The sequence below is a fragment of the Streptomyces cupreus genome (genome assembly GCF_014257025.1).
In the GTDB taxonomy this organism is placed as follows: domain Bacteria; phylum Actinomycetota; class Actinomycetes; order Streptomycetales; family Streptomycetaceae; genus Streptomyces; species Streptomyces cupreus.
In genome coordinates this window covers 43,563-66,951 of sequence record NZ_JACMSF010000035.1, presented here as the reverse complement: position 1 = coordinate 66,951, position 23,389 = coordinate 43,563, and the positions used below count along the sequence as shown (strand labels likewise).

Genomic DNA, 23,389 nt, shown 5'->3' with positions numbered 1-23,389 from the left:
CGGCAGTGGGCGGGCAGGTCCTCGTGTCGGCCATGCGAGCGGGTTCCTGTCGGGAGACCATCGATTGACGGAGACCATCGGTTACCGGTGTGAAGGTTCCCCTGATGCGCCTGCGGTCTTCGGTGGGTGGCTGCCATGACTGGAGGGCGGTGTGGTGGAAGTCGCGGTGCCCGGTGCGGGAGGTGAGGGGCGGTCGGGGCCGGCGGCCGAGCCGGGTTTCTGGCGGCAGGTCGTCGAGCAGCTGGGCACAGCCCTGATGGTGGTGGATCCGGCCGGACGGATCCTCGCCGTCAACCCGGCCGCCGAACGGCTGCTGGGCCGAGCCGCCGCCGAGACGCGGGGGAAGGACGCGCACGAGCTGCTGCACCGGGACACGGACGGCGGCACACTCCTGCGGGAGCAGTGCCCGCTGCTCCGGTCGCTGGCCGAGGGGGCCGCCGCGCGCGGGGAGGGCGACCGCTATCTGCGTGGTGACGGTCGTCTGGTCACGATCTCCTGGTCCGCTTCTCCCCTGACGGACGGCGGCTCCTCCAAGGGCATGGTCGTGCTGTTCACGGACATCACGGGCGACCGCAGCGCGCGCCGGGAACGTGCGGCCTATACAAGTGCTCTGGAGGACCTCAACGAGCGGCTGACGCTGGTCGCGGAGATCACCGAGGTACTGGGGCAGACCCTGGAGACCGACGAGGCCCTCGCCCGGTTGTGCCGCCTGCTGGTTCCCCGTCTGGCCGACTGGGCGGCGGTGGACCTCCGGACCGGTTCCGGGCAGGTCCACCGGGTGGCGGTGACCGGTCCCGCGGGCCGGGACGCCGGACTGGAGGGCGGGCGCGAGCGCCTTCCCGAGCCCGGGGAGGCAGAGCGCTCACCTCTGGTCCAGGTGCTGAACGAAGGCGATCCCGTGCTGCAGAACGAGCAGGACGAGACGGAGACGGCCGCACCACCCGGCTCTCCCCTGGCCGCCGTCCACGGCGACTTCCTGCGGACGGTGCACGCGACGTCCGCCATCACGGTGCCGCTGGGCGCCAAGCGGCAGGTCACCGGCGCCCTCACGCTGGTGCGCACCGACCCGGCGCACCCCTTCGACACCGAGGACCTGGAGGTGGTGAGCGACATCGGCCGCAGGGTCGGTCTGGTCATCGACAACGCACGGCGGTTCGGCCGCCAGCGCGCCGTCGCAGAGGCCATGCAGCGCAACCTGCTGGCCCCGCTGCCCCAGCCCGGCCGCCTGCGGCTGGCCGCCCGCTACCAGCCCGCCCCGGCCGGCTCCCAGGTGGGCGGCGACTGGTACGACGCGTTCGAGCTGAAGGACGGCACGCTCGCCCTGGTCATCGGTGACGTCGTGGGCCACGACCTGACCGCGGCGGCCGGCATGGCACAACTGCACGGCATCCTGCGCGCACTGGTCTGGGACCACACCGGATCGCCCGGCGCCGTCGTCGACCGCCTCGACGACGCCATGCCCGCCATCACCACCGTCCCCATGGCCACCCTCGTCCTCGCCCGGGTCGAAGGCCACCCGCACACCGGACCGTGGACCCTGCGGTGGACCAGCGCCGGACACCCGCCGCCCCTCCTCCTGACCCCCGGCGGACACGCGCGGTACCTCGAAGCCGGACAGGGGCTGGTCCTCGGCGCTCCCCTGGTCACCGGCACGGGCCGGCCGAACGCGACCCAGTCCCTGCCGCCGGGTTCCACCCTGCTGCTGTACACCGACGGCCTGGTCGAGAGCCCCGGCAGCGACCTCGGCACCGGCCTGGACCGGCTGCGCCGCCACGCCCTCACGCTCGCCCACGCACCGCTGGACACGCTGTGCGACCAACTGCTCGCCCGTATGCCGCCCGGCAGCACCGACGACGTGGCCCTGCTCGCCATGCGCCTGCCGACGCTGTGACCAAGCGAATTCACGCGCGACCGGTTCCCGGCGGCATCGTCGACGCTCGGGCGGAGAATCGTTCACGGCCCGGAGACATGTGTTGGATGTCGTGCCCGGCAGGGTTGGATGCGCGTCGGTCACACCAGTCCGGGGATCGGCGTCGAGCGGTGGACCGCTGGAACACGACAGCGCGGAGGACGGGCCGGGTGACGTACGGCAGTCCGTGCCCGGCGCAGATCTCCCGCACCCGGGGCGCGACCTCGGCGTAGCGGTTGCTGGGCAGGTCCGGGAAGACGTGGTGCTCGATCTGGTGGCCGAGATTGCCGGAGAGGACGTGGAAGCGCGGCAGCGTTTCCGCGGCGACTTCGCCGACTGTGAGCTGCTGATCCACAACGCGCCGGATCGCGTCGAGGCCGACTCCCACCCACAGCCCGGCGACGCCGCGTCGGCGACGTGGACCCTGGAGTGCACCGCGACCGCCTCGCCGACCGGCATCGACGTGAAAGGCCCGTACGTGCAGGACCGCGGCAGCTTCACCATGTTCCGCCGCCCCAAGCTCATGCTCGACGCCATCCCCGCGGACATCCTCGCCGCCGCCGCACGCGACGGCCTGCTGGTCGGACGCCTCGGCCTGACCGACCACGGTGGCAACCCCCTGTGCGCACGAGTCCTGCCCCCGCACATCACCTGGACCACCGAACCCGCCGGCCAGGACGGGCTGTCAGCGGCCGCGGCGGTGGCGATGGCGGTGCGGCACGCATGGACGGATCGGTGTCGACATCCAGCTCCGCCCCCGGCGGCCCTCGACAAGTTCCGTGTCAGGACGCGGGCATCCGCCCGCCGGGGCGTCGCCGGGGTCCGCGAGGCTGGAGTCAGCCCGACGAGCCCCCCGTCACGGTCCGCTGCCGTAATGCAGAACAACTTCTTTGACCGCCACGACCGCTGACACCCCGTCCGAAGCCGCCGCCGATACGATCACGTTAACGCGGCTCCACAACCCTTTCCTCACAGGCCACGCACGGAGTACGTTCCCCTCGCTGCCCCCCGCGCTTCTTCACTCTCACACCAAGGAGAGCCATGGGAAGAGCCATGGGCAGAGCGAGAGCCCGCGTACGCGCCGCGAGTTGTCTCGCCGCGGTGGGCCTTGTCGCCGGTTCCTTCGCCGGTGTCGCCCACGCACATGACGGTGTCTCCGCCGACGACGGCGGTATCGACAACGCCGGGGCCACACACGATCACCACAGCCACCAGCACGGTGGTGACGAGGGCCACCTCCCCGCCGGAAGTGAGAACGTCCGGCTCGTCAGCAAACTCGGCCTGAAGAACGTCGAGCCCGAGAAGATCGCCGACGTCGGCGTCTTCGAGGGGTACGCCTACCTCGCCGCCTGGGGCGGCGCGACCTGCAAGTACAACGGCGTGCACGTGGTGGACATCCGCAAGCCCGCCGCGCCCAAGGAGGTTGCCTTCATCCAGGCGAAGGAGGGCAGCGCCCCGGGCGAGGGCATCCAGACCCTGCACATCGACACCCCCTACTTCAACGGGGACGTGCTGGTCAGCAACAACGAAAAGTGCAAGGAAGCCGTCGGCTTCGGCGGCATGAACCTCTACGACGTCAGCGACCCGGCCCACCCGACCCCGCTCGCCGAGGGCGTCGGCGACCACACGGTCGTGGGCCAGGGCAAGAAGGACGCCAACGACATCCACAGCGTCTTCGCCTGGGACGCCGGCGACAAGGCGTACGCCGTCATCGTCGACAACGAAGAGGGCCCGGACGTCGACATCGTCGACATCACCAACCCCAAGAAGGCGAAGGTCATCGCGGAGTACGACCTCGACGAGGCGTTCCCGCAGATCGTCCAGAACGCGCCCGCCAACCTCACCGAGATCTTCCTGCACGACATGGTCGTCAAGCAGATCGGCGGCCGTCAGATCATGCTCGCCTCCTACTGGGACGCCGGCTACGTCACCCTCGACGTGACCGACCCGACGAAGGTCGCCTACCTCGGTGACACCGACTTCGCCGCGCTCGACCCCGAGGCGCTGGAGAGCGGCTTCCAGGTGGCGCCCGAAGGCAATGCCCACCAGGCCGAGTTCACCCTCGACAACAAGTACGTCATCGGCGCCGACGAGGACTTCGGGCCGTACGCGCTCGCCGCCCGCAACGTCACCGACGGCACTGAGATCACGGCGAGCCAGGGCAGCAACACCACACGCCTGGAAGAGGCGCAGACCATCACCGGCGACTCCGTCTTCGCGGGCCGCGCCTGCATCGGCGATCCGGCGGTCCCCGCCGGCGACCCGAACGCCGTGGACGTAGCCGTCGTCGAACGGGGCGTGTGCACCTTCACCGAGAAGGTCGCGAACGTCATCGCGGCCGGCGGCTACGACGCCGTACTCGTCTTCAACCGCACCGGCACGGACGCCTGCGACCAGACCCTCGGCATGAGCGTCGAGGGCGACATCCCGACCTTCGGCGTCGCACCGCGCGGCCAGGGCTTCGCGATCTTCAACCAGCCGTACGACGACGCGGCCTGCATGGCCGGAACGGGCCCCGCGCAGCTGCCGGTGCCGGTCGGCACCAAGGGCGACCGGCTGACCTTCTCGTCGTACTTCGACGGCTGGGGCTACGCGCACCTCTACCGCAACGAGAGCGGCAAGCTCACCGAGCTGGACACCTACGCCGTCCCCGAGGCCCACGACCCGGCCCACGCGACGGGCTCCGGCGACCTGTCCATCCACGAGGTGGCCGTCTCGGAGAAGCGGGCCGACCTGCTCTACTTCTCGTACTACGCGGCCGGGCTGCGCGTCGCGAAGATCGTCGACGACGAGATCGTCGAGGTGGGCCACTACATCGACGAGGGCGGCAACAACTTCTGGGGCGCCCAGGTCTTCGAGTCCGGCGGCAAGGAGTACGTCGCCGCCTCCGACCGCGACCACGGGCTCTACATCTTCGAGTACACCGGAGGACTGTGAGCAGCGGGCCCGGTCCGGAACGGGACCACTGACAACGCGGGGCCGCGCCGATGAGGGCGCGGCCCCGCGCGTCGCGTCGGGAACTCCTTGGCGAACGAGAGCCTTCACCGAACGCCGATGGCGTGCGGCAGCCGGAGCGTCCCGGCTGTGTGCCGCGCTACGTGATCCACCGGTGTGACGTCCGGGTGGGCGTTTGCGCTGGGTAAGTGCCGCCTGTCGATCATGACAGTGGCAGTGCCGTGCACAGCGCCGGACCGTTGTGCTCGTCGTGCCTTTCGCGGAGCTCACCTCCAGACGACGTCCTACTGAAGGAAGCGACCGACCACGTGCGCATAAGACAGTTCGCAGAAAGAGCGGCACTTTCCGCTGCTCTGAGCCTCTCGTTCCTCGGCCTCGGAACGACCGCGGCCGCCGCGGACACCAGTAGCTCACTGCCGATCAGCTCGTATCGGGACATAGCCGTCGACGCAGCTCATCAGCAGGTCTTTCTCAGTGACCCGTTCGGTGACAGCGTTCTGGTGACGGACTACACGGGCCAGGTCATAAAGCAGATCAGCGGTGCGGACGGCGCCTGGGGATTCGCGCTGTCCAGCGACTCCAGGACGCTGTACGTAGCCCTCCGCGACGCCGGCGCGATCGCCGCGATCGACACCGTCACCCTGCAGGAGACCGCCCGGTACGACACCGGTACCGGCGCGGGTGCCTATGCCGGTCCGACCTCCCTCGCGCTGGCCGGAGGCAGGATCTGGTTCGGCTACAGCCTCGACACCTGGAGGGGCGCCCTCGGCTCCCTGGACCTGAGCGGCGCGCAGCCGGTCGTCACCCGGGGCCAGGGCCTCGACACGTTCCGCGGCTCGCCCCGCCTGGCCGCCACGCCGCAGGATCCGAACACGCTCGTGGCAGCCGAGTCCGACGGCAACGCAGCCGCCGTAGCGGTCTACGACGTGAGTACCGGTCAGGCCGACACCCAGGCGAAGCGCGTCGATCCAGGGCCGGACGGATGCGCAAGCCTGCAGGACGTCGCGCTGACACCGGACGGCCGGCAGATCGTCGTCGCCTGCGCCGCGGCCCATTACCACCAGGTGTTGCGCACAGCAGACCTGGCGGACGACGGCATCTACACCACCAACTGGTCCCCCACCGCGGTGGCCGTCGCCCCCGACAGCACGATAGCGGCGGGCGTCTACGGGCCATCCTGGCCCGACGTGCAACTGTTCACGCAGGGCAACTCCACGGCCTACACGGCCTGGGATTTCCCGGAGCCCTCCGACTACGCCAACACCACCCTCGTGTCCGGCGGTCTGGCCTGGGCTCCGGACGGCAGCCGGATCTTCGCAGTCACCGAGACCAGCGGCTCTTCGTCCCTGACGCTGCAGGTCCTGAACCACCCGCAGGTCGCCACCACCGTCACCGTGCAAGCACCCGCCTCGTCGCCCCGGAACCAGAACCTCACCCTCACCGGAAAGCTCGAAGCGCCCGTGGGCTTCGGCGCTGGAAGCACCGTGGACATCTGGCGGATCGACGGCCCCATGGCGGGTGAGGGCACGCTGATCGGCTCCGCGACCGTCGCCGCGGACGGCACGTTCAACTACACCGACCAGCCGAAGGCCAAGGGCGATGTCCAGTACACCGTCCAGTACTACGGCGACGCGCGGCACGCCTACGCCTACGGCTCGGTCACGGTCAACATCACCTCGGACTGAGCCCTTTCCACTTTGCGTCACAGGCTCGGCTCGGACCCCGCAGGCTGCATCCGACGCAAGGGCCGTACCGGCTGATGTACTCAAGAGCCGAGCGTTTACTCATCAGGCTTCTGAGACGAACCCCCAGGTCTATGACCTGGGGGTTTCGCATGGACGGGGCAGGGCGGCGACTTGTTCGGGTTACTGCACGTCCACGAAGTCGCCGGTCGCCTTGGCGGCAGGGGTGGTGGAGGTGCCCGCGAAGTACCAGCGCCAGTAGCCGTCTTCGGCAGCGAGGGCCGTGGTCGTCAGGTTGCCGGTGCTGGAGGTGTACACGGTCTTGACGGTCGTGTAGGTCGTAGTACCGGCCTTGCGGAACTGGAGCTTGACCGGCTGGTTGGTGTAGCCCCCGTAATCGAGCGTGTCCCAGTTGGCCCGGGTCAGTTTGCCGGTGATCGTCAGTGTCTTGCCCTTGGCGATCGGCTCAGGGCTCGCGTTGGCGGTCAGCTTGGAGTGCCGCTGAAGGCGCGTGGTGGTGTAGGCGTACCGCTCGGCCCAGCTGTTGTCGTTGGCCGACACCTGGACACCGACCTTCCACGTACCGGCATCGGCGTTCGTGAGCCACCAGTCCGGTTCGAAGGTGAAGGTCTTCGAGCAGGTGGACGTGGTGCTGCTGGAGGCGACGCAGTCCGCTGGGGTGGTGTCCTCGTTGGGCACGATGTAGTCGTCGGCGTCGTAGTAGGGGTCGGCGCCGTCCGGGCCCCGCCACAGGTAGAAATCCGCGTCCCAGATGCCCGACGGGTCGGTGGCGGTCACCGAGACCGTGATCGTCTTGTCGGCCGTGTCGACCACGATGCTCTTACCGCCGTTGACCACGACGCTGTTGATCTGGATGTCGCCCACCGTCTCGTCCGCGTAGGCACCGGGGACGGCGAAGCCGGCCAGCCCGGCGACGGTGGTGAGCAGGGCAAAGGCAGCGCGCTTGCGCATGCATCTCCTTCACAGAGGGATGAGTGGGAACCCGCCGAGCGAAAGCAGCGGGGCAGTCGAAGCCGGTCAGGGACCGGTGACCGACTTGATCGTGTACGGGAAGCTCTCCTGCTGCCAGACGACCGTGAACCGGGAGGTCGGGCGGGTGTCGACCTGCGGTACCCGCCCGTCCGACGTGAGTGTCTTCGTGGTGCCGAAGGTGCCGGAACGGCTGATCAGGCGGGCGCTGGTCTTGGTGTAGCTGTACGGGGGCGTCGACTTGGGGACGACCGTATGGAAGACCAGCATGCCGTCGCCGTCGTCGTCGAGGGCCAGGTCGGGGCGGTCGCCGGGACCCAGGCCGGTGACGGCGCCCCGGGCACCGGCCGCGGACAGGCGGCGGCCGAGCAACTCGAGCTTGCCGGTGCTGTTGTAACGGGTCCACACGATCATTGAGTCGCCGTCGAGGTCGGTCGCGAGGGCGTGGTGGAAGCCCACGTTGTCCGTGGACGCCGAGATGCGCAGGGGAGACGCCAGGGTGCCGGTGCGGCTCCAGCGCGAGGCCCAGACCTGCGAGCGGGCACCGCCGCCGGAGTGGTAGGTGATGACCGCGTCGCCGTCCCGGTCCACGCCGACCCGCACCATGCCGAAACCGCCGTACGACGCGATCGGCGAGGTGAGCACCTTCGTCGAGGAGACGGACGTCGATGTGATCCGCCTGGCCACGACGTCCGAGGCGCGCGCCCAGGCGACGACGAACGCGCCGTTGCGGTCGACGCCGATGGCAGGCTTCTCCGCCGAGCCCGAGCCGAGGGTGATGGGCGCCCCGAGCGTGCCGTCGAGCTTGAGGCGGCGGGCGACGGCGTACCAGCTTCCGTCGCGGATCTCCGTCCAGGCCGCCATCGCGGTGCCGCCCGGGGTCACGGCGACCACCGGGGTGACCGCGGGGGCCGACGTGGACAGCTTCTGCAGCGGTCCGACGAGGCTGCCGGAGGCCGAGACCCGGCGGCCCACGACCTGGCTGTCCTGCTGCCAGACCACCGCCGAGTCGCCGGTGTCGTCGGAGGCGGCCTCCGGCCAGGACGGCGCGGCACCGTCGGGCGACAGGGTGCGGATCGCCGTCACCGTACCGCTCGCGGTCTTCACTCTGGTCTGGATCCGGTAGTAGCAGCCCGGCGTCGACAGGTCGCAGGCGTTCCAGGCCAGCAGGGCGTCGCCCTGCCGGTCGACCGACACCGTGGGGGAATCGTCAGGGGTCCAGCCGGATGCCGACACGTTCCACGTCGACGTCCACGCCGCCTCGGCGTTCATGGCCATCGTCGCGGTGACCGCGATCCCGGCCGCCGCGGCGACGGAAACCCCGGCAAGAACACGACGCTTCACCGAACGCCGATGGCGTGCAGCACTCGGAGCCACGCTCATCCCCCAAATTTCTTCCCACGGCTTGGGCACAGCCGTCACACAGGCGGCCCGTAATACCCAGCGCACCTGCACACTCAAACGTCACATGCGGTACGGACGGACTGACGCCGCGCGCAGCCCCAGGAACACCAGCAGTCCGAAAGGTGACAGCAGGATCGTGAGAACCAGCAGCGGTCCCATCAGCAGGGCGGAGATCCCCAGTCGCCTGGCCTCCCGGTACATCCACTGCCCGATCAGCAGATCCCAGGCGATGACCTGCGCCCAGATGGCCCCCGCGCCGTCCGCCAAGGCCGTCAGATCGCGGAAGGTGTCGAGATCCGGGCTGCGGACCGCGGTCCAGAGCTCGGGGAACACCGGGACCACCAGCGCGAGATAGACGAGCAGTACGGGCACCACGGTCCACGGTGACCCTGCGATGCGGGCGGTCGGGCCCCACCCCGGCGCGAAGATCATGAGCAGCCATACGGGTGCGGCGAGCCAGAAGGAGAGCTCGAAGAGGAATCCGGTCATGCCACGAGGTCCTTCGGAGTGGGGGGCGTCTTCGCGTCATGAGCAGCGTCATGAGCAGCGTCATGTGCTTCGCGTGGAGCGGGAGTTGGAGCCCTCAGGGATCCGTACGTCCCGAGAGTGACGGCCGCCAGGATCACTCCGGCCATCGCCGCCGTCGCGCCGTCCGGGTGGATCAGCGGCTGACCACGCAACGCCTGCCAGAGAACCAGCGCGAAGGCGGCGGCGTACGTTCCCGAGGCGAGCAGCACCAGGCGCAGCCGTATCCGGTCGTCGGCGAGGCGGGCGAAGCGTGGCGCGAGGGCGGTCAGCACCATGACCAGCAGCGGCAGGAGCTGCAACGCGTGCATGCCGACGAAGTGCGGGATCCGTAGATCGCCTCCGGTCGTCGACCAGCCGGTCAGCGGCATCGACGGACCGCCGTCGGGCACGCCCACGCTGTGCGCGCCGACCACCTTGGACACGCCACGCCGCTGCCCCGGCGCGGGTTGGGTCATCAGGAAGCCGACGCCGGCCCCGGCCAGCGCCAGGACGATGCCGGAGCGCAGCGCCCAGGCGGACGCACGGTCGGCGATTCGGGCACGGAGCAGCAGCACGGCGATGGCGAGTGTGCCGAGCCAGAGGATGACGACCGTGACGGCCATCGCGTTGAACAGCGCCTCGTCGAAGGGTGTTTCGTGGTTGAAGTGGCTGCGTTTCCCGCGCACCGCCTGCCCGGTGATGATCACCATCTCGACGAGGCTCGCCAGTGCGACGACCGTCCCCGCCCACCAGCCCACGCGTTGTCCGCTGGGCAGAAGCGACAGCATCCAGGCCAGGGAGAGGCAGTACGCCACGAACGAGACCGCGAACTTGAACGGCTTGAACCAGATCGGCGCACCCACCAGGACACGGTCGTCGACGGCGAGTCCCACGGCGGACACCACCGCCATCAGCGCCATCGCCGCCGAGAACAGCACCAGCGGCCGATGCCATGACCGCCATGGCGCCGACGGCGACCACAACGGCGCGGGCCAGGAGGACGGACGTGAAGAAGACATGGTTACCCCCTAGAAAAACGGATAGCAGCACTATCCGCTATCCGATAGCGCAACTATCTATGATGGGAGGCGGGTCGGCAAGGGCCGCCCCGGCCTCAGGGCGAAGGTCAGGGAGTGAACCGGCAGTGCGTATCGGAGAGTTGAGCCGCAAGACCGGGGTGTCGGTGCCGACGATCAAGTACTACGTCCGCGAGGGCCTGCTGCCTCCGGGCGAGCTGACCAGCCCGAACCAGGCCACGTACGGCGAGGCGCACGAGCGTCGGCTGCAGCTGATCCGAGCCCTGCTCGATGTGGGCGGCATGAAGGTGACCGAGATCGCGGACGTACTGGCCGCCCTCGACGAGCCGGGGCGTCCCCTGCACAAAGTGCTCGGCGCCGCCGCGGACCACCTCGGCAGCGGGGACGTCGAGCACGACGACGCCGAGTCGGCGGCCGCCCGGGCCGTCGTCGCCGACCTCATCTCCCGGCGCGGTTGGCGGACGCACGAGTCGAACCCCGCCGCCGCCGACCTGTCCAAGGTCCTCGCCGCCATGGGCCGGTTGGGCCACGGGGCGTTTGTCGAAGTGCTCGACGACTACGCCGACGCAGCCGAGCAGGTCGCCCGCGCCGACCTCCGTTACGTGGACCGGCGGGTGGCGGTCGAGGACATGGTGGAGGCCGTGGTGGTCGGGACCGTACTGGGTGAGGCGATGTTCAGCGCGCTGCGGAGGCTGGCCCATGTGAACGCCTCGGCAAAGCTGTACGGCACAGACGGGCAGCGGGAGCGGAAAACGAGCTGAGGCAACGCCCCGGTGGGCGCGGCGCCGCCGTGCGGAGTACCGGAGCGTCTTACGGTGAACCGGTGCGACTTGTGCCCAGGTGGGCCTTGCTTTCGTCGGGGTGCGCGCCTGTCCTGTTGATCGGAGGCTGGACGATCGCGGCGCACCTTGAGGGGCCCGCATACGACCCTGCCACTGAGACGATCAGTGTCCTGGCGGCCTACGAGGCAGCGGGATTCTGGGTGATGACCGGAGCGCTGCTCGCCCTGGGTGTCTGCCACTTACTGACCGCCTGGGGGCTACGTGCGGCCGCGCTCGCCGGACGTGTGGCGCTGGGCGGCGGTGGAGTATCGGCGTTGGTGGTGGCACTGCTCCCGCCGCCGAGCAGTGGGGGCTCCCTGCTCCACGGTTCAGCCGCCGGGGTCGCCTTCGCGCTCCTGGCGGTCTGGCCGGTTCTGGCCGCCGATCGCAGCGGAGCGGCACCGTGGGGACTGCGGCCCGTGCCCTCCCTTGCGGCGACTGCTGTGATGGGTGCCGGAGCAGCCTGGTTCATGATTGAGATGCATCGACACGGTGCCGCCGGGGTCGCTGAACGCCTTGTGACATCCCTCCAGTCCCTGTGGCCCTTCGTGGTCGCGGCCTCCTGCCTCCGCCGCCCTGACTCGAAGCAGGGTGAAGATGCCCCAGAAACAACCGGGTCACGCCGGTGACGAGCCTCTGCCCAAGTGGCCTGTGGCTCCCATTCCCGCAAAGAGAGATCAGCGCCACTCGCGAAGGCCGCCTCGCCCGGAGAGCCCCGGACTAGTCTGCCGTTGAACTACCTTTCGGCGGCGCGGCACATGGAAAAGGTGACGGGTGATGCCCCTGAGACCCGGCGATGTGGAATCCATAGGCGGCTACGCGCTCACCGACAGGCTCGGCAGTGGCGGCATGGGCATCGTCTTTCTGGGGCGCTCGGCCTCGGGACGGCAGGTCGCGGTCAAGGTCGTGCACCCGCCGTACGCGCAGGACGAGGAGTTCCGGACGCGCTTCAGGCAGGAGATCGCGGCGGCACGCCAGGTGAGCGGGGCGTTCACGGCCCCGGTGGTGGACGCCGATCCGGACGCCGAGCAGCCGTGGATGGCGACGCTGTATGTGCCGGGCCGCACCCTGTCTGATGTCGTGGCCCAGGACGGCCCGCTGAGCGGACGTGACTTGCGCACGCTCGCGCTGGGCCTTGTCGAGGCGCTGCGGGACATTCACCGGGTGGGCGTGGTGCACCGTGACCTGAAGCCGAGCAACATCCTGATGGCCGAGGACGGGCCCCGCGTCATCGACTTCGGCATCTCGCATGCCGTCGACAACGAAGCCCTCACCGTGACGGGGCGGTTGATCGGCACGCCGCCCTTCATGTCGCCGGAGCAGTTCGCCTCGCCACGCGAAGTCACCGCCGCCTCGGACGTGTTCTCACTGGGGTCGGTGCTGGTGTACGCGGCCACCGGTAACCGTCCGTTCGACGGAAGCAGCCCCTACCTGACGGGTTATCAGGTGATGTACGAGGCTCCGTTCCTGGACGGCGTCGCCGAACCGCTCCGGAGCATCGCCGAACGCTGCCTGGCCAAGGACCCGGCCGCCCGCCCCCGACTCGCCGACCTGCACCGTATGGTCCTGACGCTGCCGGATTCCACCACCTCGGTCGCCCCGGTCACCCGGGTCACCCCGGGAGCGGCCGTCCCGGCGGAAACGGTGAAACCCGGCCACGAGGATTCCGACGCACGCCCTGCCCGTCACGGACGCCGAGGACGGCGCATCCTCATCGGCCTCACCGCGGCCCTGGTCCTCACCGGGCTGGGCATCGCGGCAGTGAAAACGGCGGGGAAAACAGCAGCGGAATCGGCAGGGAAAACAGCGGTGACGACACCGCCGAAGCACGCACGGTGGGACTACCAGATCGGCGGCGCGTACACCCTGCCGGCCGGGGTGCGGGTGGTCAGCCGCAGCCACGAAGACCCGTCCGCGCCGGGTGCGTACAACATCTGCAATTTCAACGCCCTCCAGGCGCAGGAGCACGAGGAGGACGACTGGGACTCCGACCTGCTGCTGCGTGACGCCAACGGGGATGTCGTCTACGACGAGGACTGGAACGAGGCGGTCCTGGACATTCGTACGGACGCCAAGCGGCAGCGCGTCGCCGCCAAGGTGAACGGCTGGATCGACGAGTGTGCGGCCAAGGGATACCAGGCTGTCGAGCCCGACAACTACGACACCTTCACCCGCTTCCCGGACTACCTCACGGCCGGTCAGGCCAAGGCGTTCATGAAACTGCTGTCGGCGCACGCCCACGAGAAGGGCCTGGCCATCGCCCAGAAGAACACTCTGGAGCTCGCGCCCGACCGGGCGTCCGTAGGCCTGGACTTCGCCGTGGTGGAGGAGTGCGGCGAGTGGAACGAGTGCGGCGAGTTCGCCAAAGCGTTCGACAATAATGTGCTCGTTGTCGAATACACGGCGGAGGGTCTGTCGAACGCGTGCTCCGGCTGGGGCAGTGCGCTGAGCATCGTCCGACGCGACCAGGATGTCGTGTCCGGGGGTACGGACGGCTACCTCCGCGAGACCTGCTGACACCCAAGCCTGCGAGGCGGCGCCGATCCGGCCCCCGTGTCCGCCGTATCCACTCTCCGGGTTAGTCCGCGGCCCATACGTATCGATGCTCGGGGCGGCCGGTCTCGCCGTACTTGAGGGTGAGGGCGATGCGTCCGGCGCGTTCGAGGTATTTGAGGTAGCGCTGGGCGGTGGACCGGCTGATGCCGGTGCGTTCGGCGACCTCGTGGGCGGAGAGAGGGTGTCCCGCCTGGTTCAGGGCGCGGCGAATGACGTCGATGGTGGGGGTGGAGTAGCCCTTGGGGAGGGTGGAGCGGGGTTCGGCGGTGGATCTCAGGGCGCCGAAGATCTGATCCACCTGGTCCTGGCCCGCCCGGCCGCGTCCGCCCACGTCCTCCAGGGCGTGGCGGAGGGTGTTGTAGCCGTCGAGCTTGGCGTGCAGGGCGGCGAAGGTGAACGGCTTGACGAGGTACTGGAGGGCTCCGTACCGCATGGCGGCCTGGACGGTGGCGACGTCGCTGGCCGCCGTCACCATGATGACGTCGGCGTGGTGGCCGAGTTGCCGCATGCGGCGCACCAGGGTCAGCCCGGTCTCGTCGGGGAGGAAGTGGTCGAGGAGAACGAGGTCGACGTGGGTGCGCTCAAGGGTGGCCAGGGCCTGCGCGGCGGTGTGGGCGCGGGCGGTGACCCGGAAGCCAGGGACCTGGGTGACATACATGGCGTTGATCTCGGCGACGTGGAAGTCGTCGTCCACGACGAGGACATCGATCATCGGGACTCTCCTGAGGCGGCGAGCTGATCTGCGGGGACGCTGTCGTCCGCGATGTCGGCGGGGACATCGGCGGCGAGCGCTTCGGGCAGGACGACGGTGAGGACGGCGCCTCCGCCGGTGCGGGCGGTGACCCCGGCCGTTCCGCCGTAGCGTTCGGCGAGTCGCCTGACCAGGGCCAGACCGATGCCCCGGCCGTGCGGGCGGTGGTCCGGGGGTTTGGTGGACCAGCCCTCGGTGAACACCCGCTCGCGCATCTCGGGCGGTATGCCCGGCCCGTTGTCGGCCACGCGCAGAACAGCGGTGGTGCCCTCGGCCCGCAGCTCCACCTCGATGAAGGGATCGGAGGGCCGGTGCCCGGCCACCGCGTCCACCGCGTTGTCGATGAGGTTGCCCAGGACGGTGACAAGGTCCCGCGGGTCGACCACCCGGTCGGCCAGCAGCGCGGCGGGGGACAGGCGCAGGGGTACGCCGAGTTCGGCGGCGACGGCGGACTTGCCGACCAGCAGCGCCGACAGCAGCGGGTCCCGTATCCGCTCGGCGATCTGTTCGGCGGACGCGCGGTGGGTGTGGGCGACATCGGCGATGAGCTGCGCGGCCCGGTCGTGGCGGCCGATCTCGATCAGCCCGAGGAGGGTGTGCAGGCGGTTGGCGTGTTCGTGGCCCTGGGCGCGCAGCGCGTCCAGCAGACCTTGCGTGCTGTCCAGTTCGCGGCCCAGGAGTTCCAGTTCGGTGCGGTCGCGCAGCGTCACCACCGTCCCGCCGTCCCGGGTCGGCATGCGGTTGGCGACCAGTACCCGGCCGCCGCTGACGGTCAGCAGGTCGGCGCCGTCGACGCGTCCGGCCAGCACGTCCGCCGTTCGGCCCGGGGGCAGGGCCTCGTCCGGGGTGTGTCCGGTGGCATCCGCTTCGAGGTTCAGCAGTCTCCTGGCCTCGTCGTTGACCAGGCGGATCCTGCCGCGCCGGTCACAGGCGACGACGCCCTCCCGGACGCCGTGCAGCATCGCCTCGCGCTCGTCGAGGAGGGCGGAGATATCGGCGAAGGCGACGCCGTGGGTGCGGCGGCGCACACTGCGGGAGACCAGGAGCGCGGCCAGGACACCGACGGCGAGCGCTGCGCCCGCGTACAGCAGCATCCCGGGAACCGCGCCGAACAGCTGGTCGCGGACGCTGCCGTAGGCGATGCCGACCGAGACCGCCCCCACGATCTCGCCCCGGTCGTCGCGCAGCGGCACCTTGGCGCGGGCGGAGCGGCCGAGCGTTCCGGTGTCGATCTCCATGACCTCGTTTCCGGCGAGCACACGACCGGGATCCGTGGAGACGTGGTAGCCGATCGCGGCCGGGTTGGTGTGCGACCAGCGCACGCCGTGGGTGTCCATCACGACGACGTACAGCGCCCCGGTGGCTCCGCGTATGCGTTCGGCCTCCTGTTGCACAGGCCCCGACGCGCTCGGCTCGGTGGCGACCAGATCGCGCGCGACGTCCGGCTCGGCGGCGGTCTGGGCGATGGCAAGCGCCCGGCGCATCGCCTGGTCGTCGAGCTGGGAGCCGAACGGGGCGAGGAACAGGCCGGTGGCCAGAATCGTCACCCCGGTGGTGATGGCCAGCTGCATGGCCAGCACCTGGGCAAAGACACGCCGGGGCCGGGGGATTCGCACCTGCCCACCTCAACTTTCCTGGTCACCCGACGCCACTCGCCGCCTCATGGACTGATTCATCCGATTGACGCAGTTGTGAACGCAAGGTAAGCGCCCGAGAGGCTGCTGCCCAGACCTGTGGCGTGTTTCCGTCGCCACGGCGTCGGCACAACGAGCAGAACGAGGCTTGTGAGCACAAGAGCAGGTTGCGCCCACAAGACTGCCGGTGTGGCTCCGGTCACTCCTAGCCTCCCCGAAACAGGTGCCGGCGGGCACGCACGAGGAGGACAACCATGACCAGAACCCACCGCTCCGCGACCGCATTCGTCCTGGCGCTCACGCTCGGCGGCGCGCTGACCGCCTGCGGAGGCGACAGTGACGCGCCCGAGGTGGCGGAGAACAAGATCGTCGCCGGCGAGCAGCCCGCCTACTACCCCGCGGACTACGACGCTCTGATCGAGGAGGCCAGGAAGGAGGGCGGCAAGCTCACCGTCTACTCCAACCTCGGCGACGAGAACATGGCCCCCGTCGTCCGCGACTTCAAGAAGAAGTACGACTGGATCAAGACCGTCTCGGTCAACGAGCTCGACAGCGACGAGCTGTTCCAGAAGGTCCTCTCGGAGAACGCGGCCGGCTCTTCCCCGGCGGACGTGCTGATCTCCAGCGCGGCGAGCGCCTGGGCGAACTTCTCCGCGCGCGAGAACACGGTCCTGGAGTACCAGTCCCCGGAGCTGTCCGAGCTCGGCGAATCCGCGGAACTGCTGCCCAGCGTCTACTCGATGTCGCAGGACCCGATGACGATCGCCTACAACACCGCCCTGATGGAGAAGCCCCCGACCGGCATCGCCGACCTGGCCGAGATCGTCAGTGCCGACGAGGGCAAGTTCAAGAACAAGGTCACGGTCCGCGACCCGGAGGGCTCGTTCGGCTTCACGGTCACCCGTGCGCTCACCGAGGGCAACCCCGAGGCATGGGACTCGCTGGAGAAGATCCTCCCGCTGACCCGTCCCGAGACCTCCTCCGGTACCCAGCTGGAGAAGATCGTCGCCGGTGAGTACACGGCCGGCTTCCTGATCAGCGCCTCGCCCGCGTACCCGGTCGTCGAGGACAGCGCCGGGCTGGTGAAGATCGTCTTCCCCGAGGACGGCACCGTGGTCCTGCCCCGCGGCATCGGAGTCGCCGCCGAGGCGCCGCACCCGGCGACCTCGAAGCTCTTCCTGGACTTCGCGCTCTCGGAGGAGGGTCAGCGCGCGGTCGCCGAGGGCGGCCTGGCGTCCTACCGGGAGGGCGTCGAGGGCGAGGGCCTGCACACCTACCAGGAGGTCGTCGACGAGGTCGGCGAGGACAAGATCATCCTCGTCGACTACGCGGCCGTCGCGAAGAACGACGCCGACGCCTGGCTCGACCGGTTCAACGGTCTCCTCAAGAAGTAGCCCCGGAAGGGACGATCGGAGCCAGAACAGATGTCAACCCTGACCCAGCCGACCCGCACACCGGCCGGCGAACATGAGAAAACGTTCAAGCCGCCGCGCTACCGCCGCCCCCTCGGCATCGGACGGGACCAGGTCGTCCAGTACGCAGTCCTCGCGTTCCTCGCCCTCCTGGTCCTGGCCCCGATCGTCCCGACCCTCTACCAGAGCGTGCGCAACCGCCCGCTCTACGAAGCAGGCGGCGCCTTCACCCTCAGCGGCTACACCAGGCTCTTCACCGACGCGGGCTTCGGCGACGTAGCGCTCAACACGCTGCTGTTCGCCGGGCTGACCACGCTGCTGAGCCTGGCCATCGCGATCCCGATGGCGGTCGTGGTGGTCCGCACGAAGCTGCCGGGCGGCCGGCTGATCGCCCTGGCGATGCAGTGGCCGTTCTTCATCTCCTCGCTGATCCTGGGCTTCGGCTGGATCATCATGTACGGCCCGGCCGGGTTCGTCAGCATCAAGGTCCAGCAGGTCCTCGGCAGCGTGCCGTGGAACCTCTACTCGATTCCCGGGATGGCGCTCACGGAGGCCGTGGCACTCGCCCCGATCGCCTACGTGTTCTGCGCGGGCGCACTGCGCCAGTCGGACGCCTCCCTGGAGTCGGCGGCCCAGGTCTGCGGCGCCGGACCGCTGCGGATCCTGCTGCAGGTGGTCGTCCCGATGCTCCGGCCGCCCATCGTCTACAGCGCCATCCTGGTGTTCTCCGTCTCCCTCGAAACCCTGAGCGTGCCGCTGCTGTACGGCCAGCCGGTGAACATCGACGTGTTCTCGACGTTCCTGTACCGCAACGGCCTGCAGTCGGTGGACCCCGACTACACGATGCTGGGCGCCGCCTCCACGATCATCCTCGTCGTCACCCTGAGCCTGGTGGCGGTGCAGGCCAAGCTGCTCAAGGATGCCGCCCGCTTCGTGTCCGTACGCGGGAAGGTGACCCGCCCCCGCAAGCTGGATCTCGGCTGGCTGAAGTGGGTGAGCATCGTCTGCATCTGGCTCTACGTCATCGCCGGCGCCCTCATCCCGATCACCGGCCTGGTCCTCCGCTCCTTCACGCTGGTGTTCACCCCGCTCCAGTCGCCGCTGAAGACGGTCACCACGCAGAACTACGAGATCGTCTTCGACTCCGACAACTACGTGCAGTCCCTCTGGAACAGCCTCATCGTCGCCGGAGTCGGCTCGGTGACGATCAGCGCCATCGCGGTGCTCGCGGTGATAGTCGCCCGCCGCTCCACCTTCCGCTTCGGCCGCGCCGTGGAGTACCTCGCGCTGATCCCGCAGTCGCTGCCCGGCATCATCATCGGTATCGGCTTCTTCTGGGCTTTCGCGCTCGCCCCGTTCGGCATCGGCTCGGTGCTGCAGGGCACCATCTACGCCGTCATCATCGCCTTCGGCATGCGCGCCCTGCCCAGTGCGTTCGGCTCGGTCGCGCCGGCGATCATGCAGATCGGCGGCGAACTGGACGACGCGGCCCGGGTCTCCGGCGCCGACTGGGTGATGACGTTCTTCCGCGTCCTGCGGGCCCTCATCACCCCGGCGTTCGCCGGGGCGCTGATCCTCACCTTCGTGATCATGCTCAAGGAATACTCCCCCGCGGTGTTCCTCAGCTCCGCGGACAACAACATCCTCGGAACCACCATGCTCAGCCTCTGGACCCAGGGCAGGGCCGGATCGGTCGCCGCTCTGGCGACCCTCCAGATCGCCATCACCGCGGTCTTCGTCGCTCTCGCGGGCCTGCTCATGAAGGGAAAGCACCATGCCTGAGGTGACCGTGAAGAACCTGGCCAAGACGTTCGGGGACAACTCCGTCCTGCGCGACGTCACCTTCACCATCAAGGACGGCGAGTTCTTCACCCTCCTGGGAGCCAGTGGCTGCGGCAAGTCCACGACGCTCAACTGCATAGCCGGACTCGAACAGCCCACCGAGGGCTCCATCACCGTCGGCGGAAGACCCTTCGTCGACGCCTCGGCCGGCGTGTTCCTGCCGCCAGAGGAACGCAACCTCGGCATGGTGTTCCAGTCCTACGCGCTGTGGCCGCACATGACCATCGCGAAGAACCTCGCGCTGCCCCTCAACATCCGCAAGGTCCCCAAGGACAAGCAGAAGACCCTGATCCACGACGCGCTCGACAAGGTCGGCCTCGCCGAGCTGAGCGGCCGCTACCCGCACCAGCTCTCCGGCGGCCAGCAGCAGCGGGTCGCGCTCGCCCGCGCCCTGGTCTACTCCCCGACGGTGCTGCTGCTCGACGAGCCGCTGTCCAACCTCGACGCCAAGCTCCGCGAGCAGGCCCGCGCGTGGCTCAAGCGCCTACAGGTGGAGCTGGGCATCACCACCGTCTACGTCACCCACGACCAGGACGAGGCCCTCGCCCTCAGCGACCGGATCGCGGTCATGGAGGGCGGCAACATGATCCAGATCGGCACGCCGCACGAGATCTACGAGCGGCCCGCCGCCCCCGCGGTGGCCGCCTTCGTCGGCCGCTGCAACTTCCTCACCGGCCGGGTGGTCGGGCAGGAGGGCAAGCGGTACCGGATCCTCCTCGACTGCAGCACCGACGTGGTGCAGGTCGACAGCGAAGAGCGCGTCGCGGGCGGCGAGTCCGTCACGGTGGCGATCCGTCCCGAGCGCCTGGAGGTCGTCCCGCAGTCCGGTACGGCATCCGGCACCAACCGTCTGACGACCCAGGTCCTCACCAGCTCCTACGTCGGCTCCCGCTACGAGTACGACGTCCGCCTCGGCGACCAGGTCGTCCAGGTCCTCAGCGGCCGCGGCGGCCTCTCCGGGGAGGTGTCCCTCGTCTTCGAGCCCGCCGACGCGCTCCTGTACGCGGACAAGGTCGAACTCCCCGAGGAACAGCGCGACTTGCTGACGATCGCTCCGTGAGGAAGGCGCCCCGACCCACGCTCGGGCCGGGGCGCCACCGGCGCCTTCACCGGACCCCAGGTGCTCCGTGGGCAGGGCGCGTACCGCGGCGACGGCGGCCGCCGCGGCCCCGGCCGCGATCAGGTTGTGGCCGGGGCCGTGACCGACGCCAGCGTCAGCGTCATCCGGCCGGCGCGCACGGGTGATCCTCCGTGTGCCCGCCGACTCGGCGAACCGGGCGAGTTAAGCGGGTGAAAGCTTGAGCCCGCGTACGCACCGCGGGGCAGGCATGAAGCTCCCGGCCGTATCCGGCCGAGTCAACGGACACTACCCGCTGGAGGCGAGTGATGAACCAAAGAGCCGACCAATCCGACCACAAGACCCATCAGGTCCCGGTCCTTATCGTCGGCGGTTCCCTCGTCGGCCTGTCGACCTCGCTGTTCCTGGGCCGACTGGGGGTACGGCACACCCTGGTGGAGCGCCACGCCGGCACCTCCATCCACCCCCGCGGCCGGGGCAACAACGTCCGCACCATGGAGGTGTTCCGGACAGCCGGCGTCGAGCCGATGATCCGTCAGGCCGCCGCCACGCTGGCCGACAACCACGGGATCCTGCAGACCCCCACCCTGGTCGGCGACGCGGGTGAGTGGCTCTTCCGGGAGATCGACGCGGGCGGCGGACTGGCCCGGATCAGCCCCAGCTCGTGGTGCCTGTGCAGCCAGAACGACCTGGAGCCGGTTCTGCTCGACTACGCCACACAGCTCGGCGGCGACCTGCGGTACGCCACCGAACTGATGTCGTTCGACAGCGATACCTCCGGCGTCACCGCGCTGGTCAAGAACCGCGAGACGGGCGAGCACACCACCATCCGCGCGGACTACCTCGTCGCCGCCGACGGCCCCCGCAGCCCCGTCCGGAAGCAGCTCGGCATCGCCCAGAGCGGTCCCGGCGATCTGTTCTCCAACGTCAGCATCACCTTCCGCTCCCGCCGCCTGGCCGATGTCGTGGGTGACCGCCGCTTCATCGTCTGCTATCTGACCAGCCCGGACGCCGACGGCGCGCTGCTGCCCGTGGACAACCGGGAGCACTGGGTGTTCCACGCGCCCTGGCATCCCGAACACGGGGAGACCCTGGAGGAGTTCACCGACGAGCGGTGCGTCGCACACATCCGCCGCGCGGTCGGGGTCGCCGACCTCGACGTGGAGATCACCGGCAGGGCTCCCTGGCACGCCGCCCAACGAGTCGCCCGCAGCTACCGGTCAGGACGCGTCTTCCTGGCCGGCGACTCGGCCCACGAGATGTCCCCCACCGGGGCCTTCGGCTCCAACACCGGCATCCAGGACGCGCACAACCTCGCGTGGAAGCTGGCCGCGGTGCTCGGCGGCTGGGCCGGGGAAGGGCTGCTGGACTCGTACGACGCCGAGCGCCGCCCGGTGGCGGAGGCGACCAGCGCCCGCGCCGCCGCTCGGTCGGTCGAGCACAGCCATCCGGGTTTCGCTCCCCCTCCGGCCGTGGGCGGCGGTGGCCCGCAGCGCGGCATCCTCAACGTGGCCCTCGGCTACCGCTATCCCCAGGGCGCCGTCGTCGGCGCCGACCCCGCGGCTCCGGTCGTCCCGGACCGCCTCGACCTGTCCGGTGAAACCGGCAGCAGGGCACCCCACCTGACGGTGCGGCACCAGGGTGAACGGATCTCCACTCTGGACCTCTACGAACGGTCATTCGTCCTGCTCAGCGACGCCGATGACCCGAGTGGCTGGCACAAGGCCGCCACCCGCCTCGCCGAAGCGACGTCCATCCCGCTGACTTCGTACCGGGTGGGCAACGGACCCGCTGCCGAGCTCACACCCGAGGACGATACGGACTGGTCGGCCGCCCACGGTACGACGCCTGAAGGGGCCGTACTCGTGCGACCCGACGGGTTCGTGGCCTGGCGATCGTCAGGGCAGGTCATGGATGCCGAGTCGGCACTGCGCAGCGTCCTGACCACGCTGCTGGCAACGGTCTGACCTCCGCCCTTCGGACGGCGGTGGTCGCAGCGACCTCGGCCGGGGTGAACTCGCCTGCCGGACAAGCCTGTTCAAGAGGGGAGCAGATGCGTTGAGGCTCTGCGGACCGCCGGGAATCCGGGCGGGTTCACCCAAGTGATCGCCTCGAGTGGCGACGGGAGAACAGCTGACTGACGATGAATCACGTCGGAGGCGGGTCATATCAGCTGACGAAGCATCAGCTGCCCGGCCGCCGACGGAAGGAACGTCAAATGCACTCTGCTCGCATGCTCCTGGCCACTGCGGCGGCTTCGACCGTCCTTGTTCTCGGCGCACCCGGTGCTTACGCGGCCGGGGACGAATGGGACCAGACGGACTCCTCCCACAGCAAGGAGTCCGAGAAGGAGTACAGCAAGGAGTCCGAGAAGGAGTCCGAGAAGGAGTACAGCAAGGAGTCCGAAGAGGGGTCCGAGAAGGAGTACAGCAAGGAGTCCGAAGAGGGGTCCGAGAAGGAGTACAGCAAGGACAGCAACCACGAGTCGCCGTGGGGTGGCATGCACACGGGTGGTGGTGCGCTGACCATGGTGAACGAGGACGACTGGGGCACCGCGAAGGACCCCAAGTACGACCCGGAGACCTACAAGGAGAAGGACAGCGAGGACTCCGGTAGCGCGAAGAAGGACGAGCACTCCTGGAGCGGCAAGCACGAGAAGCCCAGCGGCGGAATGCACACCGGGGGCGGCGGGTTGGCCTCGCCGGCCGTGAACGCGGGCGGGCTCGCCGTCCTGGCACTGGCCGGAACCGGGCTGTACGTGGCGCGCCGCAAGAAGAGCGCCGGAAGTGTGGCCTGACCCATGCCGGATGC

General features: G+C 69.5%; 18 protein-coding genes and 1 pseudogene. 12 read left to right on the top strand and 7 right to left on the bottom strand.

The annotated features are described in order from the left end of the window. Window positions 1–151 precede the first annotated feature (151 nt). Window positions 152–1,891 (top strand): SpoIIE family protein phosphatase, encoded by a 1,740-nt coding sequence (locus tag H4N64_RS28000; RefSeq protein WP_336246815.1) that lies wholly within the window; start codon window positions 152–154, stop codon window positions 1,889–1,891. Between the two features lie 10 nt (window positions 1,892–1,901). Here H4N64_RS28000 and H4N64_RS46880 read toward each other — a convergent pair whose 3' ends face one another. Continuing rightward, entirely contained in the window at window positions 1,902–2,264 is a 363-nt protein-coding gene (locus H4N64_RS46880; protein WP_418896298.1) for a fatty acid desaturase, read from the bottom strand. Here H4N64_RS46880 and H4N64_RS45570 point away from each other — a divergent pair. From H4N64_RS45570 to H4N64_RS27980, 3 genes and pseudogenes are all read left to right on the top strand, one after another. Continuing rightward, a pseudogene (locus H4N64_RS45570) lies at window positions 2,169–2,579 on the top strand (DUF5990 family protein); the annotation flags it as partial. The gene H4N64_RS46880 and the pseudogene H4N64_RS45570 overlap by 96 nt on opposite strands. A gap of 383 nt (window positions 2,580–2,962) precedes the next feature. Continuing rightward, window positions 2,963–4,846: a PA domain-containing protein gene (locus H4N64_RS27985; RefSeq protein WP_186285207.1), complete on the top strand. Its 1,884-nt coding sequence runs from the start codon at window positions 2,963–2,965 to the stop codon at window positions 4,844–4,846. Between the two features lie 518 nt (window positions 4,847–5,364). Further along, complete coding sequence (locus H4N64_RS27980; protein WP_336246814.1) at window positions 5,365–6,549, top strand: YncE family protein; 1,185 nt, start codon at window positions 5,365–5,367, stop codon at window positions 6,547–6,549. 180 nt (window positions 6,550–6,729) lie between these two features. Here the strand turns inward: H4N64_RS27980 and H4N64_RS27975 are convergent, their stop codons facing one another. The 4 genes from H4N64_RS27975 to H4N64_RS27960 form a co-directional block, all read right to left on the bottom strand. Further along, window positions 6,730–7,518 (bottom strand): calcium-binding protein, encoded by a 789-nt coding sequence (locus tag H4N64_RS27975; protein ID WP_186285206.1) that lies wholly within the window; start codon window positions 7,516–7,518, stop codon window positions 6,730–6,732. A 66-nt stretch (window positions 7,519–7,584) separates the two neighbouring features. Next, a complete protein-coding gene (locus H4N64_RS27970) occupies window positions 7,585–8,880 on the bottom strand; it encodes a hypothetical protein (protein WP_260860006.1) in 1,296 nt (431 codons plus the stop codon). A gap of 120 nt (window positions 8,881–9,000) precedes the next feature. Beyond that, complete coding sequence (locus H4N64_RS27965) at window positions 9,001–9,429, bottom strand: ABA4-like family protein (protein ID WP_186285205.1); 429 nt, start codon at window positions 9,427–9,429, stop codon at window positions 9,001–9,003. Next, complete coding sequence (locus tag H4N64_RS27960; protein ID WP_260860014.1) at window positions 9,426–10,367, bottom strand: hypothetical protein; 942 nt, start codon at window positions 10,365–10,367, stop codon at window positions 9,426–9,428. The genes H4N64_RS27965 and H4N64_RS27960 overlap by 4 nt, the downstream gene beginning before the upstream one ends. Window positions 10,368–10,591: 224 nt before the next feature. On the opposite strand from H4N64_RS27960, the gene H4N64_RS27955 reads away from it, so the two are divergent. From H4N64_RS27955 to H4N64_RS27945, 3 genes are all read left to right on the top strand, one after another. Continuing rightward, on the top strand, window positions 10,592–11,245 hold the full coding sequence (locus H4N64_RS27955; protein WP_186285204.1) for a MerR family transcriptional regulator: 654 nt from the start codon (window positions 10,592–10,594) through the stop codon (window positions 11,243–11,245). Between the two features lie 62 nt (window positions 11,246–11,307). Further along, window positions 11,308–11,934, top strand: coding sequence for a DUF998 domain-containing protein (locus H4N64_RS27950; RefSeq protein ID WP_186285203.1), 627 nt, complete (start codon window positions 11,308–11,310; stop codon window positions 11,932–11,934). 148 nt (window positions 11,935–12,082) lie between these two features. Next, window positions 12,083–13,822 (top strand): endo alpha-1,4 polygalactosaminidase, encoded by a 1,740-nt coding sequence (locus H4N64_RS27945; RefSeq protein WP_186285202.1) that lies wholly within the window; start codon window positions 12,083–12,085, stop codon window positions 13,820–13,822. 61 nt (window positions 13,823–13,883) lie between these two features. Here H4N64_RS27945 and H4N64_RS27940 read toward each other — a convergent pair whose 3' ends face one another. After that, the gene (locus tag H4N64_RS27940) at window positions 13,884–14,573 is read right to left on the bottom strand and encodes a response regulator (RefSeq protein WP_186285201.1); all 690 of its coding nucleotides are present in this window, start codon (window positions 14,571–14,573) and stop codon (window positions 13,884–13,886) included. Beyond that, the gene (locus H4N64_RS27935) at window positions 14,570–16,183 is read right to left on the bottom strand and encodes a sensor histidine kinase (protein WP_186285200.1); all 1,614 of its coding nucleotides are present in this window, start codon (window positions 16,181–16,183) and stop codon (window positions 14,570–14,572) included. Before H4N64_RS27935 ends, H4N64_RS27940 begins: the two co-directional genes overlap by 4 nt. Before the next feature lie 317 nt (window positions 16,184–16,500). Between H4N64_RS27935 and H4N64_RS27930 the strand changes: the two genes are divergently transcribed. The 5 genes from H4N64_RS27930 (at window position 16,501) to H4N64_RS27910 (ending at window position 23,375) form a co-directional block, all read left to right on the top strand. Continuing rightward, complete coding sequence (locus H4N64_RS27930; RefSeq protein WP_186285199.1) at window positions 16,501–17,640, top strand: ABC transporter substrate-binding protein; 1,140 nt, start codon at window positions 16,501–16,503, stop codon at window positions 17,638–17,640. A 30-nt stretch (window positions 17,641–17,670) separates the two neighbouring features. Continuing rightward, window positions 17,671–19,440: an ABC transporter permease gene (locus H4N64_RS27925; RefSeq protein ID WP_186285198.1), complete on the top strand. Its 1,770-nt coding sequence runs from the start codon at window positions 17,671–17,673 to the stop codon at window positions 19,438–19,440. Further along, window positions 19,433–20,560, top strand: coding sequence for an ABC transporter ATP-binding protein (locus H4N64_RS27920; protein ID WP_186285197.1), 1,128 nt, complete (start codon window positions 19,433–19,435; stop codon window positions 20,558–20,560). Before H4N64_RS27925 ends, H4N64_RS27920 begins: the two co-directional genes overlap by 8 nt. Before the next feature lie 326 nt (window positions 20,561–20,886). Next, window positions 20,887–22,545 carry an FAD-dependent oxidoreductase gene (locus tag H4N64_RS27915; RefSeq protein ID WP_186285196.1) on the top strand — a complete coding sequence of 553 codons (1,659 nt, stop codon included), beginning with the start codon at window positions 20,887–20,889 and terminating at the stop codon, window positions 22,543–22,545. Window positions 22,546–22,811: 266 nt separating this feature from the next. Then, window positions 22,812–23,375: a hypothetical protein gene (locus H4N64_RS27910; protein ID WP_186285195.1), complete on the top strand. Its 564-nt coding sequence runs from the start codon at window positions 22,812–22,814 to the stop codon at window positions 23,373–23,375. Window positions 23,376–23,389: the final 14 nt, after the last annotated feature.